Origin of the sequence: Streptomyces sp. NBC_00442, assembly GCF_036014195.1 — a bacterium.
GTDB lineage: Bacteria > Actinomycetota > Actinomycetes > Streptomycetales > Streptomycetaceae > Streptomyces.
In genome coordinates, this window is the sequence record NZ_CP107918.1 from 6,566,751 (window position 1) to 6,583,937 (window position 17,187).

Here is a 17,187-nt window from a genome sequence, read left to right on the forward strand (position 1 = left end):
GAAGGCTTCATGCTGCCCGGAACATCCCCTCGTGGGGGAGGCCGGGCCGTCGCGATCGCCCGCCGTCCGATTGGCAGCGATAAGGAGCCACCTCAGTGTTGGATCACGGCGCAGCGCCACCCTCGACCGATGCACCCGCCGCCGGGGGCCCGCGCCCCGGTCGCGGTCTGATGCGGCGCAAGCCGGTGGAGACGCTGGTCGCGGAGGGTGGGCAGGGCGAGGGCGGTTCGCTGAAGCGCTCGCTCGGCATGTGGCAGCTGACCATGATCAGCATCGGTGCGACGCTCGGCACCGGGATCTTCGTGGTGCTCGGGGAGGCCGTCCCCAAGGCCGGCCCCGCCGTCACGATCTCGTTCGTCATCGCCGGGCTCACCGCCCTCTTCTCGGCCCTCTCCTACGCCGAGCTGGCCGGCTCCATCCCGGTCGCGGGCTCTTCGTACTCGTACGCTTACGCAACACTCGGCGAATTCATCGCCTGGATCTGCGGCTGGTGTCTGATCCTGGAGTACGGCGTCTCGGTCGCTGCGGTCGCCGTCGGCTGGGGGCAGTACCTCAACGAGTTCCTCGACGGCACCATCGGCGTGACCATCCCCGACGCGCTGTCCGCGCCGCCCGGCGACGGCGGGATATTCAACCTGCCCGCCCTGATCGTCGTGGTCCTCGCCATGGGCCTGCTCCTGGGCGGCGCCCGCGAGTCCGCCCGCATCAACACGATCATGGTCGGCGTGAAGATCGCCGCCCTGGTGCTGTTCTGCGTGATCGGCTTCATGGGCTTCAAGTCGGGCAACTTCTCCGACTTCATGCCGCTGGGCCGGGTCGGCGTCACCGGAGCCGCCTCGACCCTGTTCTTCTCCTACATCGGTTTCGACGCGGCCTCCACCGCCGGCGAAGAGGCGAAGAACCCCAAGAAGGACCTGCCCCGCGCGATCATGCTGTCGCTGGTCATCGTCACCGCGCTGTACGTGCTCGTCGCGTTCGTCGCCGTCGGCGCACGCCCCTGGAAGCAGTTCGAGGGCTCGGAAGCGGCGCTCGCCGGGATCATGAAGGACGTCACCGGCCACTCCTTCTGGGCCACGCTGCTCGCGGCCTGCGCCGTGATCGCCATCGCGAGCGTCGTCCTGACGGTCCTGTACGGCCAGACCCGCATCCTCTTCGCGATGGCCCGCGACGGCCTCGTACCGAAGGTCTTCGCCAAGGTCAGCCCGCGCAGCGGCACGCCGGTCGCCAACACGATCGCCGTGTCCCTGTTCTGCGGCGTGCTCGCCGCCGCGGTGCCGCTCGGCAACCTCGCGGATGCCACCAGCATCGGCACGCTCTTCGCCTTCGCGCTGGTCAACGTCGCCGTCATCATCCTGCGCCGCACCCGCCCCGACATGCCGCGCACCTTCCGCGTCCCGCTCGGCTGGGTCGTGCCGATCCTCGGCTTCCTCAGCTGCGCCTACCTCATGTGGAACCTGTCCGGGGTGACGTGGGAGTACTTCGGATACTGGATGGCCGCCGGTCTCGTGATCTACTTCGCTTACGGCTACCGCCGTTCCAGGCTGGCCACCGCCTCACAGAAGTGATCCACCCGCAGTGCGACTGAATGACCTCGATGAACGCATCGTCCACGCGCTCGCCGAAGACGCCCGGCGCTCCTACGCCGACATCGGCTCCCTGATCGGTCTGTCCGCGCCCGCCGTCAAGCGGCGCGTCGACCGGCTGCGGGCGGAGGGGGCCATCACCGGGTTCACCGTACGGGTGGACCCGGCGGCGCTCGGCTGGGAGACCGAGGGGTTCATCGAGATCTACTGCCGTCGCAACACCTCGCCCGATGCGATCAAGCGCGGGCTCGAGCGGTATCCCGAGGTCGCGTCCGCCTCCACCGTCACCGGTGAGGCGGACGCGATCGTGCAGGTCTTCGCCTCCGACATGCGGCACTTCGAGCGGGTTCTTGAGCGGATTGCGGGCGAGCCGTATGTGGAGCGCACGAAGTCGGTGCTGGTGCTCTCCCCCCTCCTGAGGCGCTACACCTCAGGCTCCCCCGCCTAACCCCCTGGGGCCCGCCCCAGACCCCTTTCGCGCGTTTCCCCCCCTCCCGCCCGTGCGGCGGGGTCGGCGAGGCCCGGCTCCCTGGGGCTCCGCCCCGGACCCCGTATCGCGCCTTGAGGGCGCTCGTCCTCAATCTCCCCCAAGGCCTCAAGGGCCAGGGGGGACCCCCATGACGGGCTGAGGATGCCCATGCCGCCCGGCACCGAGCAGCTAAGGGGCGCGGGGCTGTGCCATTGCGCGGCTCCGCCGCGGTGGGCGCGACCCCTCGGCTCCGGATGCCCTACAGGGGCGCGGGGAACTGCGCGGGAAGCGGGCACGGTCCGCACCCGAACCAGGTTTTTTTGGGGGCGCGGGGAACTGCGCGCCCGGCCACGCACGGCCCGCACGCGAAGGTCGGCCGGGTGCGCCGGGAGCGGGGCCGGGGGCGCAACAAATCGCCGGGTGCAGCCGATCTTGCGCAACGAATCGTGCGGATACGCGCAACGCTCGCGCCTTGTCCGCCCCGAAGGGCGGAACGTACCGTCTAGTGACCCCACCCCGCACTCCCGCCCCCGCCGAGGACCGCCCATGCCCGCGTTGCGCACCGCCCTGCTCCAGAGCTCCGGCAGTCTTTCGGACGTCGCCGCGAACCTGAAGACCCTGGACGCCGCGGCCGAGCGGGCGGCCGCGACCGGCGCCGGGCTGCTCGTCTGCCCCGAGCTGTTCCTCACCGGGTACGCCATCGGCGACGACGTGGCCAAGCTCGCCGAGCCCGCCGACGGCCCCTCCGCCCAGGCGATCGCCGAGATCGCCGTACGCCACGGCCTGGCCGTCGTCTACGGCTACCCCGAGCGCGACGGCCACGACGGCGATGACGGCGGCACGGTCTACAACTCCGCCCAGCTCATCTCCTCCGACGGCAGCCGCCTCGCGAACTACCGCAAGACCCACCTCTTCGGCGGCTTCGAGCGGGAGGCGTTCGCGCCGGGCGAGCGGACCGTCGTCCAGGCCGAGCTCAACGGCCTCCGCGTCGGCATGATGATCTGCTACGACGTGGAGTTCCCCGAGAACGTCCGGGCCCACGCGCTGGCCGCAACCGACCTCCTCCTCGTGCCCACCGCCCAGATGCACCCGTTCCAGTTCGTCGCCGAGTCCGTCGTGCCGGTCCGCGCCTTCGAGAACCAGCTGTACGTCGCCTACGTCAACCGCACCGGCCCCGAGGGCGACTTCGAGTTCGTCGGACTGAGCTGCCTGGCGGGCCCCGACGGCGTCGCGCGCGCCCGCGCCGGCCGCGGCACCGAGCTGGTCGTGGGAGACGTCGACCCCGAGTTCCTGGCCGCCTCGCGCGCGAACAACCCCTACCTCCGCGACCGCCGCCCCGGCCTCTACGCCTCCCTCGTCTGAGCCCCGGGCCGCTCGGCCCCGCCGCTCCACCCCCCTCAACTTCCGTACTGTGCAAGGAGTCCGTACCCCATGACGTCCACGGTGCCCACCGCCGTCCAGCACATCGACGAGCAGCCGCCCGTCACGATGTTCGGGCCGGACTTCCCCTACGCGTACGACGACTTCCTCGCGCACCCGGCCGGCCTCGGCCAGATACCCGCGACCGAGCACGGCGCGGAGGTCGCGGTCATCGGCGGCGGCCTCTCCGGCATCGTCGCCGCGTACGAGCTGATGAAGATGGGTCTCAGGCCCGTCGTGTACGAGGCCGACCAGATCGGCGGCCGGCTGCGCACCGTCGGCTTCCCCGGCTGCGACCCCGAGCTGACCGCCGAGATGGGCGCCATGCGGTTCCCGCCGTGCTCCACCGCGCTCCAGCACTACATCGACCTGGTGGGCCTGGAGACCAAGCCGTTCCCCAACCCGCTCGCGCCCGACACCCCCTCCACGGTCGTCGACCTCAAGGGCGAGTCCCACTACGCGACCTCGGTCGACGAGCTGCCGCCCGTGTACCGCGAGGTCATGGACGCGTGGAACGCCTGCCTCGAAGAGGGCGCCGACTTCTCCGACATGAACCAGGCCATCCGCGAGCGCGACACCCCGCGCATCCGTGAGATCTGGGCCAAGCTGGTCGAGAAGCTCGACAACCAGACGTTCTACGGCTTCCTCTGCGACTCCGAGGCCTTCAAGTCCTTCCGGCACCGCGAGATCTTCGGCCAGGTCGGCTTCGGCACCGGCGGCTGGGACACCGACTTCCCGAACTCCATCCTGGAGATCCTGCGCGTCGTCTACACCGAGGCCGACGACCACCACCGCGGCATCGTCGGCGGGTCCCAGCAGCTGCCGACGCGGCTGTGGGAGCGCGAGCCGGCCAAGCTCGTGCACTGGGCGCCCGGCACCTCGCTCGCCTCGCTGCACGGGGGCGCGCCCAAGCCGGCCGTGACCCGGCTGCACCGCACCGCGGGCAACCGCATCACCGTGACGGACACCGACGGCGACATCCGCACCTTCCGTGCCGCGATCTTCACCGCGCAGTCCTGGATGCTGCTCTCCAAGATCGCCTGCGACGACTCGCTCTTCCCGATCGACCACTGGACGGCGATCGAGCGCACCCACTACATGGAGTCCTCGAAGCTGTTCGTGCCGGTGGACCGGCCGTTCTGGCTCGACAAGGACGAGGAGACCGGGCGTGACGTCATGTCGATGACGCTCACCGACCGCATGACGCGCGGCACGTACCTGCTCGACAACGGCCCGGACAAGCCCGCCGTCATCTGCCTCTCCTACACCTGGTGCGACGACAGCCTCAAGTGGCTCCCGCTGTCGGCGGCCGAGCGCATGGAGGTCATGCTCAAGTCGCTCGGCGAGATCTACCCGAAGGTCGACATCCGGCGGCACATCATCGGCAACCCGGTGACCGTGTCGTGGGAGAACGAGCCGTACTTCATGGGCGCGTTCAAGGCGAACCTGCCTGGGCACTACCGCTACCAGCGCCGGCTGTTCACGCACTTCATGCAGAACGCGCTGCCGGAGGACAAGCGGGGGATCTTCCTCGCGGGCGACGACATCTCCTGGACGGCCGGCTGGGCCGAGGGGGCCGTGCAGACCGCGCTCAACGCGGTGTGGGGCGTCATGCACCACTTCGGCGGCGCGACCGACGCGACCAACCCCGGGCCGGGTGACCTCTACGACTCGATCGCCCCGGTCGAACTCCCGGAAGACTAGCCACCCTTACCCTTCCTGGGACTCCGCCCCGGCCCCCGTTCGCGCCCCCTACCGGGTGCCCTACAGGGGCGCGGGGCTGTGACATTGCGCGGCTCCGCCGCGGTGGGCGCGACCGTTCGGCTCCGGGTGCCCTACAGGGGCGCGGGGCCGTGTCATTGCGCGGCTCCGCCGCGGTCTGCGCGACCAGTCAGTACCGGGTGCCCTACAGGGGCGCGGGGAACTGCGCGGGACGCGGGCACGGTCCGCGGACGAACGGGCACGGTCCGCGGACGGAAGCGGAGTCAGGGGCGCGGGGAACTGCGCGATCGGCCACGTACGGCCCGCACCCGAAGGTCTACCGCGTGAGCGGGGTCAGCAGGCACCGGGTCACCAGGCCCACCCCCGCATCCAGCCGCTCCGTGAACTCCTCTGCCAGAGAGGGCAGTTCACGCAACTGCCACAGCACCTTCGCCGCCGACCACGACGCGTCCCGAGCCCGGTCGAGGCTCCATGACGCCAGCAGGTGCGTCATGGGGTCGGCCACCTGGAACAGGTCGGGCCCCGGCATGAGCTCCTCCCGGATCCGCTCCTCCAGGACCGCCAGCGCGTCGCCCACCCGGTCGAAGTCCCGCTCCAGGAAAGCGGGTTCGCAGTCCAGGACCCGGCAGCTCTCGACCAGGGCGACGGTGAGGTCGTGCCCGATGTGCGCGTTGATCCCGGCAAGCGCGAACTGGAGCGGCCGGACGCCGGGATGGCGGCGGTACTGGAACAGCGGCCGCCAGCAGTCCGGCGGGCGCCGGCCCGCGGACGCCGCCTCCACGGCCGCGAGATAGCGCCCGGCGAAGAGCACGTCCAACGTGGCCGCCGCGCGCGGATCGGCGAAGCCGCCGTGGGCGATGAGCCGGGAGATCTCCTCGGTCACCGTCAGATAGACGCGGTTGAAGACCGCGATGCCGTCCCGGGCCGGCAGGTCGGCCCGGAGCGCGCGCATCCGCCGCACCACGGAATCGAGCGGACCGCCGAACCGGCGGGCGTGCTCCACGGGTGCGCTCGGCGTCCATTCGGTCTGCGTCATGGGGGCAGCGTCCCAGCCCGCCGCCGCGCCGAGCACCGCCGGAAGAGGTCATGACCGGAACGGATGAACGGACGGGTGTGGAGCGCGCCGCCGGGACGGCGAGAGGCTATGGCCGGCCCCTGCCCCGATTGCTGTCCGCCGCCCCGGCTGCCGCCGCCCCTGCTCCCCGCCTCCGCCCCGCCGCCAGCCGCCCTAGGCCTGCCCGTCCCGCTCGTCCCGGCCCTCCCGCTCGTCCCGCCCCTTCTCGTAGGAGGACGTGCCCGAATCCAGCAGCGGCTCCTGCCCCTTGAGGTGGGCCGGGGCCAGCGCGCGCAGCACGTGGTAGCCGGTGATGACCACGATCGTGCCCAGCGCGATGCCGCTGAGCTGGAAGTTGTCGCTGAACTTCAGCGTGACGTTGCCGATCCCGATGATGATGCCCGCGGCCGCCGGCACCAGGTTCAGCGGATTGCGCAGATCGACCTTCGCGTTGATCCAGATCTGCGCGCCGAGCAGCCCGATCATGCCGTACAGAATGACGGTGATGCCGCCGAGTACTCCGCCCGGGATCGCGGCGACGACCGCGCCGAACTTGGGGCACACGCCGAAGAGCAGCGCGAACCCGGCGGCCGCCCAGTACGCGGCGGTCGAGTAGACGCGGGTCGCGGCCATGACGCCGATGTTCTCGGAGTACGTGGTGTTCGGCGGGCCGCCCACGGCGGTCGACAGCATGGAGCCCGCACCGTCGGCCGCGATGGCGGTGCCCAGCTGGTCGTCCAGGTTGGTGCCGGTCATCTCGCCGACGGCCTTCACATGGCCGGCGTTCTCGGCGATCAGGGCGATCACGACGGGCAGCGCGACGAGGATCGCCGACCACTCGAAGCTCGGGGCGTGGAAGGTGGGCAGGCCGATCCAGTCGGCCTTGCCGACGCCGGACAGGTCCAGGCGCCAGTGGTCCACGGCCTCCGCGCCGCCGTGCACCGAGTGGATCTTCCCGAAGACGCGGTCGAGCAGCCAGGACACGCCGTACCCGAAGAGCAGCCCGAGGAAGATCGCGATCCGGGACCAGAAGCCGCGCAGGCACACCACGGCCAGGCCGGTGAACGCCATGACCATCAAGGCCGTCCACTGGTCCTGCGGCCAGTAGGTGGAAGCGGTGACCGGGGCCAGGTTGAAGCCGATCAGCATGACGACGGCGCCCGTGACGATGGGCGGCATCGCGGCGTGGATGATCCGCGCGCCGAAGCGCTGCACCGCGAGACCGACGAGGAACAGCGCCACGCCCACGACGAAGACCGCGCCGGTGACGGTGGCGCTGGTCCCTCCGGTGGCCCGGATCGCCGCGGCGACACCGACGAAGGAGAGCGAGCAGCCGAGGTAGCTGGGCACGCGGCCCTTGGTGGCGAGCAGGAAGATGACCGTCGCGATGCCGGACATCATGATCGCCAGGTTGGGGTCGAGACCCATGAGGACCGGCGAAACGAAGGACGCGCCGAACATGGCCACCACGTGCTGGGCGCCGAGGCCGACCGTGCGGGGCCAGGTGAGCCGTTCGTCGGGGCGTACGACGGCTCCCGGAGCGGGGGTCCGCCCGTCGCCGTGCAGGGTCCAGCGCACGCCGAGACGCATGGTCGCTCCAGTTTGTCCGTGAGGCCCGTGAGGTCCGTAAGGCCTGTGGGGTCCGTGAGGTCGGTGATGCCAGAAGCATCGAAAAGATCAGGCCAAATATTAGTGCGCGATCACCGAGGCCACGTACCGCGGCGGCCGGAGCGGACGTCTCCGGCGGGCGTCCGCCGTCAGGCCGGGTGCACCGGCTCCGCGCTCGGGGCCCGCGGCGCACGGGCCCCCGGCCGCAGGACCCGTGCTCCCGCCACCAGGCCGAGCGCGAGCACGGTCACCAGACCGAACGACACCACGAGGGAGGTCAGATCCGCGATGCCGCCGATCGCGGACGGCGCCACCAGACCCGATGTGTACGTGATCGTCGCGACACCCGCGATGGCCTGGCTCGGGTTGGGGCCGCTGCGGCCGGCCGCGGCGAACGCGAGCGGCACCACGACCGCCACCCCCAGGCCGATGAGGCCGAACCCCACGATCGCCACGGCGGGGCCGGGCGCCGTCACCACGAGCACGCCGCCCAGCGTGGCGAGGACACCGCCGCCGCGCACCGTGCGCACCGCGCCGAAACGGTCCACGCCCTTGTCGCCCGCGAGCCGGGCCACGGCCATGGTCAGCGTGAACGCCGTGGTGCAGGCCGCCGCCGTGCCGGCCGACGTGTCGAGCACATCGCGCAGGTACACCGCCGACCAGTCCAGGCTCGCCCCCTCGGCGAACACCGCGCAGAACCCCACCATGCCGATGATCAGCGCCGACTTGGGCGGCAGCGCGAACCGGGGCGGCGCCGCCTCGCCCGGGGCGCTGCGCAGATCCAGAACGCCCTGGCAGGCCGCGAGGCCGAGCACGGTCAGGACGCCGGCCGCGACCACGTGGTGCAGCCGCGCGTCGGCTCCGAGATGCGCGGCGAGGGTGCCGGCGGCCGAACCGAGCAGCGCGCCCAGGCTCCACATACCGTGCAGCGAGGACATGATCGACCGGCCGAGCCGGTTCTCCGTCTCCACGCCCAGGGCGTTCATCGCCACGTCCGCCATGCCGGCGCTCGCCCCGTACACGAACAGGACGCCGCACAGGGTGTAGACGTTCGGCGCGAGCGCGGGCAGCGCGAGCGCCAGCGTCCACAGGGCGAGCAGCCCGCGCAGTGCGTTGCGCGCCCCGAACCGGTGGGTGATCGCGCCGGACAGCGGCATCAGCAGGGACGAGCCGATCGCCGGGAAGGCGAGGGCGAGCCCCAGCTGGCCGGCGGAGACCCCCGCGTGTTCCTGGATCCAGGGGACCCGGGTGGCGAAGTTGCCGGTCACCGCGCCGTGGACGCAGAACACCGCGGCGACCGCGATCCTCGCCCGCTTCAACTGCCTTTGTTCCAGAGCCGGTTCGGTAGGCATCGACCGGGTTCCCCTTCCCCATCGCGGCGGTTTGTCCGTCCGCCGGGCGTAAGCTATCAGGAACCCTGCCTGATAAATAGGACGGGTGGCAACCCGCTTTCGGCGATCTGGAAGGATTCCCGGCATGCCCGCATCCCCGAGCACCGCACGGGCCATCAACGACCGGCTCGCCCTGCGTCTGCTGCAGGACGAGGGTCCGTTGACGGCAGGCCAGCTGAAGAACCTCACCGGGCTGTCCCGGCCCACCGTCGCCGACCTCGTCGAACGCCTCCAGGGCTCCGGCCTCGTGCACGTCGTGGGGGAGTCGGGCGCCGAGCGGCGCGGCCCCAACGCGCGCCTCTACGCGATCGTCGCCGACCGGGCCCATCTGGCGGCCCTGGACGTGCGCACCCACGGCGTCTCCCTCGTGGTCGCCGATCTGCTGGGCGCCACGCTGGCCGAGGCGACGCTGCCGGTCGAGCCCGGTACCGGGACGGGCCCTGCGGTCGAGCAGGTCGTGGCCCTCCTGGAGCGCACCGTGAAGGAGGCCGGCGCGGAACGGCTGCACAGTGTCGCGATCGGAGCCCCCGGCCTCATCGACCCGGCGGGTGGCGAACTGCGCGACACCACCGGGCTGCCGGCCTGGCACCGCGAACTCGTCCGCGTACTCGCCGAGCGGCTCCCCGCCGCCGTGCTCGTCGAGAACGAGACCAATCTGGCGGCCGTGGCCGAGCAGCGGCTCGGCGCGGCGCGAGGACAGGACACCTTCGTCCTGCTGTGGCTCGGGCAGGGAATCGGCGCGTCCGTCGTCCTGGACGGGAAGCTACGCAGGGGCGCGTCGGGCGGGGCCGGTGAGATCGGGTTCCTGCCGGTGCCGGGCACCGGCGGACTGCCCTCCGCGACGAGTTGCGACGGCGGCTTCCACGAGCTGGTGCACACCGGAGCGGTGGCACGCCTCGCGGCCCGGCACGGCAGGGCCCTCGGCGCGGAGGACGCCCTGCGCGATGCGGACGGGCCCTTCCTCGACGCGCTGGCCGACCGCATCGCGATCGGCGCGGCGAGCGTGGTCGCGGTCCTCGACCCCGGCCTGATCGTGCTCGGCGGTGAACTGGGCCATGCGGGCGGCCCGTTGCTCGCCGCCCGCGTCCAGCGCCGGCTCGCCGCGCTGACGCCGCTGACGACCGAGGTCAGGCCGAGCGAGCTGGGCGACGGCGCGGTCCTCGGCGGGGCCCTGCTGACCGCGAGGGACGCCGCCCAGGACGACCTCTTCGCCCCGAAGGGCTGACGCGGGACGGCGTGTGACGGTTCGTCAGGAAGCGGGAGCCCGGCGGCGGCCAAGGGCCGGGAGACCGCCGCCGGGCGTCTGGGTGGGGAGCCGGATCAGCAGGCGCCGAGATCCTGCCAGACCCCCCAGTCACCGGTAGTACCCGGCTCCTCGCCCTTCGTCCACCACTTGGACTTCCAGGTGTGCGACGTGTGCGAGACCGTGGTGCCGCCGCCGTACGAGGCGCCCGCCGACCAGGGCGGCGCCGCGCACGTGCCGCCCGACGGGGTCGGCGACGGCGAGGGACTGCCCGAGCCCGAGGGGGTCGGAGTCGGGGTCGATGTCGGGGTCGGCGAGGGTGACGCGGTGCCCGGGTCGCTCACGACGGCCCCCCGGGAGTGGTCGCCGGCCAGCGCGTAGGTCGTGCCACCGAAGGTCACCGTCCAGTTCGAGGGCGTGGAAACCGGCAGGTAGTAGACGAAGTCAAGGGTGACCGAGGCGCCCGGAGCCAGTGACTGCCAGCTCGGCAGCTTCAGCGAGACGCGGTTGTAGTCACCCTTGAGTCCGCCGATGTTGTTGGCCGCGGTGTGGTCGCTGCGCACGATCGTGGTGCCGAAGCCGGACTGGTCCTTGGCGTTGGCCGGGGCCGAGGTGCCGTAGTCGAACTGGAACTCCGTGCCGCCGGGCAGCGTCGCCGAGGTGTTGTTGGTGAGGGTCACCTTGGGGCTGATGGGGTAGTTGGAGTCGCCGAGCGGGAACTGCCCGAAGTCCACGCCGATGTTCAGCGCCCGGGTGGGCAGGTCGATCGTGGAGCGCTTGTTGCCGTACGGGGTGGCCGACTTGAACGTGTCGTACATCGCGCTCGTCAGGGTCGAGCCCTGCTCGTACTGGCCCTTGGCCGCGTTCCACCCGTAGTCGCCGGCCAGTTCCCAGACCATGGTGCCGCCGATGCCCTTGTCGGCGACATAGGTGGCCTTGGCCTTCACGGACTGCTCGTCCTCGGTGGACAGGAAGACCTTCTTCTGGTCGTTCCAGAGCCACGGCGCCACCAGTGTGGAGTCGTAGTTGCGGACGTAGGTGCCGGTCAGCTTGGTGGTGGCGGGGAGGCCGTACTTCGTGACGTAGTCGCCGACGATCCCCTTCTCCAGGTTCTTGGCGTGCCACATCGGGTTGGATCCGGCCGGGGCCTCCTTGCCGTTCGCGTCCAGGTCGTGCCACAGGTTGTCGATGCCGACCGCGCCGTCACCGCAGGTGGTGAGGCCCGCGCCGGCGGGGCAGGTGGTCGAGGGCGCCTTGCCCCACAGGCCGTTGGTGCCGCCCTGCACGTTCTGGAAGCCGCGCGTGTAGTACGGCAGGCCCATGTTGATGCGCCCGGCCGGCATCGAACCTCGGAAGTAGTGGTACGCCCAGTCGGCATTGAGATAGCCGATGCCGCCGTACTGCGCGGTGGAGTAGACGCCGGCGGCCGCGAGCTCCGCGTCCTTGCCGTCGTCGAAGAGCGAGGCGTTGGGGCCGACGTACTGGTTCCAGGCGCCGTGCAGGTCGTAGGACATGATGTTGACGTAGTCCAGGTACTGCTGGACCTGGAAGGTCTCCATGCCGCGCAGCAGATAGCCGGAGGACGGTGCCGCGACCGACAGGAGATAGTGCTTTCCGTCGGCCGCCCCCGCGCGGTCCAGCTTTTCGCGCAGCGACTTCATCAGGGCCGCGTAGCCCTTGACGAGCCCGGCCCGGCGGGCGTTGGAGAGGGTCAGGTCGAGCGGGTTGCCCGCGTCCTTCATCGTCGTCGGGTACTCGTAGTCGATGTCGACGCCGTTGAAGCCGTACTTCTTGATGAAGGCGACCGCCGAGTCGGCGAACGTGTCGACGCCTGCCTGGTTGACGGAGCCGTCCGCGTTGGTGGCCATGGTGTAGAAGCCGCCGGAGTCCACGCGCTTGCCGTCGTCGCCGAAGTAGCCGCCCGTCTCGGCCCAACCGCCCACGGAAATAAGGGTCTTCACGTTGGGGTGCTGCTTCTTGAACTTGTTGAGCAGGTTGAAGTGGCCCTTGTAGGGGAGCGAGGGGTCCATCTCGGCGCCGGCGACGCCCGGCCAGGTCATGCCGGTCGCGGCGTTCTTCTCGCTGTCGGTGCCGACCGAGATCTTGTTGTCCGAACCGACGTGCGCGAAGGCGTAGTTGATGTGGGTGACCTTGTCCCACGGGATGTCGGAGGCGAGGTAGGCGGGCGTCCCGTCCTGGCCGGTGCGCCAGCCGGTGAAGTAGCCGATGACCCGGCGCTGGTGGTCGGCGCCCATCTTCTCGCGGCCGTCGGTGTCGTACACCGAGCAGTACGGCACGTCGACGCCCGGCGTCTTGTAGAGCCCGTCGGGGCGACACGCCTCGTTGTCGACGGCGGCCTGCGAGACGCCGGTGGACAGCGAACCGAACAGCAGCCCGGCGACCACGGTGGCGGTCGTGAGCAGCGCGGCCCGTCTGCGGGTGGGGGAGAGCACGAGCGGTTCCTCCTGGGAGGTGGGACGGAACACAACGAACAGGGCGGTGGTCGTGCACGGCCCTGGCGTGCGCACACCGGCGGGCCTCTCCTCGGAGGTGACGCAGAGATTAAAAGGACTAGACCAGTGCGTCAATAGGTATGGACCAAAGGCGGGGTCGCCGCTCGCGTGCCGCCGGATTCCCGGTGGGGCGCCGCTCGAATCCGGCCATTCTGTGAGCCAGGCCACAGCCGCTCACTCGCGTGGCCTTCGAGCAGGCGTGGCACACTGGCCCTGTACCAGCAGCAGCGCACTCCGGGGTCGGTGTAATTCCGAACCGGCGGTTATAGTCCGCGACCCGTCCGCATCCAGCGGCCGGTTGACCAGGTGAAATTCCTGGACCGACGGTGAAAGTCCGGATGGGAGGCAGTGCGCGGCGGGCGGACCGTTCATCGGTCACGTCGGCCGTCTGTTACCGGTCGCCATCCGTGGCACCGGTCTCTTTCGGCCGTGGCGTGAGCTGTGCCGACGGTTCCGAAGTTCCCGCTCCCTGTCCTCATCGACAGGCCCCGGAGTCCGTGCCCGAAGAGGCAGGAGGACCCGGTGGCACCCACAGCCGACGCAGCCGCCATGCGCCGAGCCATCGAGCTCGCGGCGCGCGGACTCGGCTCCACCAGCCCCAACCCCGTTGTCGGATGCGTCATCACCGACGCCTCGGGCACGGTCGTGGGCGAGGGATTCCACCAGCGGGCCGGCGGCCCGCACGCCGAGATCCACGCCCTGCGGGACGCGGGCGAGCGGGCCCGGGGCGGCACCGCCCACGTCACCCTGGAACCCTGCAACCACACCGGCCGCACCGGCCCCTGCGCGCAGGCGCTCATCGAGGCCGGCGTCGCCCGCGTCCTGTACGCCGTCGCCGACCCGAACCCGCAGGCCACCGGCGGCGCCGACACCTTGCGCGCGGCCGGGATCCAGGTCGGGCACGGGCTGCTCGGCGACGAGGCCGAGGCCGGCAACACCGCCTGGCTCACCTCCGTACGCCTGGGCCGCCCGCACGTCACATGGAAGTACGCGGCAACCCTCGACGGGCGCACCGCCGCCGCGGACGGCACCAGCCGCTGGATCACCTCCGCCGAGGCCCGCGCCGACGTCCACCGGCTGCGCGCCGAGTGCGACGCCGTCGTCGTGGGCTCCGGTACCGCCCGCACCGACGACCCGCACCTCGCCGTGCGCGGCATCGACGGAGCAACTCAGCCGCTGCGCCTGGCAGTTGACACCAACGCAACCGCCGTCAAGCCCGGCGCCCGCATTCTCGACGACGCGGCGCCGACCCTGATCGCGGTCGCCGACGACGCCGACGCGGCGCACCTGCCCGAGGCCGCGGTCCTGCGCCTGCCGCGCGCCGCCGGCGGCCTGGACATCCCCGCGCTGCTCGCCGCGCTCCACACCCGGGGCGTGCGCTCGGTACTCCTCGAAGGCGGCCCGGCCCTGGCCGGTGCCTTCGTCGCCGCGGGCACCGTCGACAAGGTCGTCGGCTACCTCGCACCCGCCCTGCTCGGCGCCGGACCCACCGCGCTCGCCGGAGCGGGAATCAGCACCATCGCCGACGCGTTGCGGCTCGACATCACCGAGGCCGTACGGATCGGCCCCGACCTGCGCATCACTGCCACCCCTCTCGCCAAGGAGCGCTGAACGTGTTCACCGGAATCGTCGAAGAGCTGGGCGAGGTCGCCGCCATCGAGACCCTCGGTGACGCCTCCCGCTTCCGTCTGCGCGGCCCCCTCGTCACCGAGGGAGCCGGACACGGCGACTCCATCGCCGTCAACGGGGTCTGTCTGACGGTCGTGGAGTTCGGCGACGGCGAGTTCACCGCCGACGTGATGGACGAGACGCTCAAGCGCTCCAGCCTCGGCGCCCTCGAGGTCGGCTCCCGGGTCAACCTGGAGCGGCCCATGGCCGTCGGCGGCCGGCTCGGCGGGCACATCGTGCAGGGCCATGTCGACGGCACCGGCACGGTGCTCGCCCGCACCCCCTCGGAGAACTGGGAGATCGTCAAGATCGCCCTGCCCGGCGACCTCTCCAAGTACGTCGTCGAGAAGGGCTCCATCACCGTGGACGGCGTCAGCCTCACGGTCGTGGAGGCGGCCGCCGACTACTTCACCATCAGCCTCATCCCGACCACCCTCGCGCTGACCACGCTCGGCATCAAGCAGCCCGGCGACCCGGTCAACCTGGAGGTCGACGTCATCGCCAAGTACGTCGAGCGGCTGCTCGGCGCGAGCCACGGGGGGACCGACAAGTGAGCGCAGTGAACTGGCTGAACGGCGAGGCCTTCACCCTCTTCGGGCAGCACATCAAGTGGTCGGACATGACCGGCAACACCATCGGTCTGATCGCCCTCGCCCTCGGCTGGCGCCGGTCCATATGGACCTGGCCCGCCCAGTTCGTCTCCGGCCTGATCCTGTTCGTGGCGTTCGCCGCCGGGCACCTCTCCGGCAGCGCGGGCAAGCAGGTCGTGGTCATGGTCGTCGCGGCCGGCGGCTGGCTCGCCTGGACCCGCGGCAAGCAGCAGGCGCAGGACGGCTCCATCGCCGTACGGTTCGCGACCTGGCGCGAGCGGGCCTTCCTGCTCGGCGGCGCAGCCGTCGGCACCGTCGCCGTCGCCGGACTCTTCACCGCCTACCCGGCCCTGTCGTGGGACCCGTGGCCCGACGCCTACGTCTTCGTCGGCACCATCGTCGCCATGTACGCCCAGGCCCGCGGCATGGTCGAGTTCTGGTTCGCCTGGCTGCTCGTCGACCTCGTCGGCGTCCCCCTCAACTTCGCCAACGGCTACGCCTTCTCCGGCTTCGTCTACGTCATTTACGGCGCGCTCGTCCTGTGGGGCATGCGCGACTGGTGGCTGCGCTCGCGCACGAGCGTCAAGCCCGTCCTGGAAGGAGCGACGGCATGACCACGCACGCGCCCACCTGGTACTCCACCGACAACCGCGAGGACCTCTCCCTCGACCCCGTCGAGCAGGCCATCCGCGACATCGCGGCCGGCCGGCCCGTGGTCGTCGTCGACGACGAGGACCGCGAGAACGAGGGCGACCTCGTCATCGCCGCCGAGAAGGCCACCCCCGAGATCGTCGCGTTCATGATGAGCGAGTGCCGCGGCCTGATCTGCGCGCCCATGGAGGGCGACGACCTCGACCGGCTCGAACTGCCGCAGATGGTCGAGCACAACACCGAGTCGATGAAGACCGCCTTCACCGTCTCCGTGGACGCGAGCGGCGCGCACGGCGTGAGCACCGGCATCTCCGCCGCCGACCGCGCCACCACCCTGCGCCTGCTCGCCGACGGCCGCTCCGCCCCCGGCGACTTCGTCCGCCCCGGCCACATCTTCCCGCTGCGCGCGAAGCCCGGTGGGGTGCTCGTCCGTAACGGCCACACCGAGGCCGCGGTCGACCTCGCCCGGCTCGCCGGACTCGCCCCGGCCGGCGCCATCGTCGAGATCGCGGGCGAGGACGGCGTCATGCTGCGCCTGCCGGAACTCGTCCCCTTCGCCCGCAAGCACGGCCTGACGATCATCTCCATCGAGGACCTGATCGCCTACCGCCGCTCCGCCGAGCCGACCGTGCGCCGCGAGGCCGAGGTCCATCTGCCCACCGCCACCGGGGAGTTCACCGCCTACGGCTACCGCTCCACCGTCGACGGCGTCGAGCACGTCGCCCTGGTCCACGGCGAGATCGGTGACGGCGAGGACGTCCTGGTCCGGGTCCACTCCGAGTGCCTGACCGGCGACATCTTCCACTCGCTGCGCTGCGACTGCGGCCCCCAGCTCCAGGCCTCCATGGAGCGCATCACCGAGGCCGGCCGAGGCGTCGTCGTCTATCTCCGCGGCCACGAGGGCCGCGGCATCGGCCTGCTGTCCAAGCTCCGCGCGTACGAGCTCCAGGAGCGCGGCCGTGACACCCTCGACGCCAACCTGGAGCTCGGCCTGCCCGCCGACGCCCGCGACTACGCCGCGGGCGCCCAGATCCTCGCCGACCTCGGCGTGCACAGCCTGCGGCTCATGACCAACAACCCCGACAAGATCACCGCGCTCGTCCGGCACGGCCTGACCGTCTCGGGCCGTGAGCCCATGCCCGTCCAGGCGGGCGAGCACAACCTGCGGTACCTGCGCACCAAGCGGGACCGCATGGGGCACGACCTGCCGTGGCTCGACGGCGGCCCCGCGCCGATGTCGGCCTGCGGCAACCAGTAAGCCAGTAAGCCAGTAAGC

General features: G+C 71.4%; 13 protein-coding genes and 1 riboswitch. Of the genes, 9 read left to right on the forward strand and 4 right to left on the reverse strand.

All coding sequences use genetic code 11. The features are described 5' to 3' along the window. Positions 1-95 precede the first annotated feature (95 nt). The 4 genes from OG432_RS29485 (at position 96) to OG432_RS29500 (ending at position 5,175) form a co-directional block, all read left to right on the forward strand. Positions 96-1,565, forward strand: a complete 1,470-nt coding sequence (locus OG432_RS29485) for an amino acid permease (RefSeq protein WP_328313982.1) — start codon at positions 96-98, stop codon at positions 1,563-1,565. Between the two features lie 10 nt (positions 1,566-1,575). Beyond that, positions 1,576-2,031, forward strand: coding sequence for an Lrp/AsnC family transcriptional regulator (locus tag OG432_RS29490; protein ID WP_053724485.1), 456 nt, complete (start codon positions 1,576-1,578; stop codon positions 2,029-2,031). A gap of 567 nt (positions 2,032-2,598) precedes the next feature. Next, positions 2,599-3,414 carry a carbon-nitrogen hydrolase family protein gene (locus OG432_RS29495; RefSeq protein WP_328313983.1) on the forward strand — a complete coding sequence of 272 codons (816 nt, stop codon included), beginning with the start codon at positions 2,599-2,601 and terminating at the stop codon, positions 3,412-3,414. A gap of 69 nt (positions 3,415-3,483) precedes the next feature. Then, positions 3,484-5,175: a flavin monoamine oxidase family protein gene (locus tag OG432_RS29500; RefSeq protein WP_328313984.1), complete on the forward strand. Its 1,692-nt coding sequence runs from the start codon at positions 3,484-3,486 to the stop codon at positions 5,173-5,175. 334 nt (positions 5,176-5,509) lie between these two features. Here OG432_RS29500 and OG432_RS29505 read toward each other — a convergent pair whose 3' ends face one another. The 3 genes from OG432_RS29505 to OG432_RS29515 form a co-directional block, all read right to left on the reverse strand. Then, positions 5,510-6,229, reverse strand: coding sequence for a DUF5995 family protein (locus OG432_RS29505; protein ID WP_328313985.1), 720 nt, complete (start codon positions 6,227-6,229; stop codon positions 5,510-5,512). Between the two features lie 192 nt (positions 6,230-6,421). Further along, entirely contained in the window at positions 6,422-7,837 is a 1,416-nt protein-coding gene (locus OG432_RS29510; RefSeq protein ID WP_328313986.1) for a uracil-xanthine permease family protein, read from the reverse strand. 167 nt (positions 7,838-8,004) lie between these two features. Beyond that, on the reverse strand, positions 8,005-9,207 hold the full coding sequence (locus OG432_RS29515) for an MFS transporter (protein WP_328313987.1): 1,203 nt from the start codon (positions 9,205-9,207) through the stop codon (positions 8,005-8,007). Positions 9,208-9,331: 124 nt separating this feature from the next. Here OG432_RS29515 and OG432_RS29520 point away from each other — a divergent pair, with 124 nt between their 5' ends. Next, positions 9,332-10,471 carry an ROK family transcriptional regulator gene (locus OG432_RS29520; protein ID WP_328313988.1) on the forward strand — a complete coding sequence of 380 codons (1,140 nt, stop codon included), beginning with the start codon at positions 9,332-9,334 and terminating at the stop codon, positions 10,469-10,471. 95 nt (positions 10,472-10,566) lie between these two features. Here the strand turns inward: OG432_RS29520 and OG432_RS29525 are convergent, their stop codons facing one another. Beyond that, the gene (locus OG432_RS29525; protein WP_328313989.1) at positions 10,567-12,942 is read right to left on the reverse strand and encodes a chitinase C-terminal domain-containing protein; all 2,376 of its coding nucleotides are present in this window, start codon (positions 12,940-12,942) and stop codon (positions 10,567-10,569) included. A 285-nt stretch (positions 12,943-13,227) separates the two neighbouring features. Continuing rightward, a riboswitch (FMN riboswitch) is annotated at positions 13,228-13,358 on the forward strand. Positions 13,359-13,524: 166 nt separating this feature from the next. Here OG432_RS29525 and ribD point away from each other — a divergent pair. From ribD to OG432_RS29545, 4 genes are read left to right on the forward strand one after another with little or no spacing between them, the layout of a single operon-like run. Then, entirely contained in the window at positions 13,525-14,613 is a 1,089-nt protein-coding gene (gene ribD, locus OG432_RS29530; protein ID WP_328313990.1) for a bifunctional diaminohydroxyphosphoribosylaminopyrimidine deaminase/5-amino-6-(5-phosphoribosylamino)uracil reductase RibD, read from the forward strand. 2 nt (positions 14,614-14,615) lie between these two features. Beyond that, complete coding sequence (locus OG432_RS29535) at positions 14,616-15,224, forward strand: riboflavin synthase (protein WP_328313991.1); 609 nt, start codon at positions 14,616-14,618, stop codon at positions 15,222-15,224. A gap of 5 nt (positions 15,225-15,229) precedes the next feature. Then, positions 15,230-15,874 (forward strand): nicotinamide mononucleotide transporter family protein, encoded by a 645-nt coding sequence (locus OG432_RS29540; RefSeq protein ID WP_328315296.1) that lies wholly within the window; start codon positions 15,230-15,232, stop codon positions 15,872-15,874. Continuing rightward, positions 15,871-17,169, forward strand: a complete 1,299-nt coding sequence (locus OG432_RS29545; RefSeq protein ID WP_328313992.1) for a bifunctional 3,4-dihydroxy-2-butanone-4-phosphate synthase/GTP cyclohydrolase II — start codon at positions 15,871-15,873, stop codon at positions 17,167-17,169. Before OG432_RS29540 ends, OG432_RS29545 begins: the two co-directional genes overlap by 4 nt. The last annotated feature ends 18 nt before the right edge of the window (positions 17,170-17,187 follow it).

Excerpts from the sequence above, each read along its gene's own strand:
- OG432_RS29500 (WP_328313984.1), top strand. The coding sequence starts at position 3,484 with ATGACGTCCACGGTGCCCACCGCCGTCCAGCACATCGACGAGCAGCCG.
- OG432_RS29505 (WP_328313985.1), bottom strand. The coding sequence starts at position 6,229 with ATGACGCAGACCGAATGGACGCCGAGCGCACCCGTGGAGCACGCCCGC.
- OG432_RS29545 (WP_328313992.1), top strand. The coding sequence starts at position 15,871 with ATGACCACGCACGCGCCCACCTGGTACTCCACCGACAACCGCGAGGAC.
- OG432_RS29520 (WP_328313988.1), top strand. The coding sequence starts at position 9,332 with ATGCCCGCATCCCCGAGCACCGCACGGGCCATCAACGACCGGCTCGCC.
- OG432_RS29510 (WP_328313986.1), bottom strand. The coding sequence starts at position 7,837 with ATGCGTCTCGGCGTGCGCTGGACCCTGCACGGCGACGGGCGGACCCCC.
- OG432_RS29495 (WP_328313983.1), top strand. The coding sequence starts at position 2,599 with ATGCCCGCGTTGCGCACCGCCCTGCTCCAGAGCTCCGGCAGTCTTTCG.
- OG432_RS29515 (WP_328313987.1), bottom strand. The coding sequence starts at position 9,207 with ATGCCTACCGAACCGGCTCTGGAACAAAGGCAGTTGAAGCGGGCGAGG.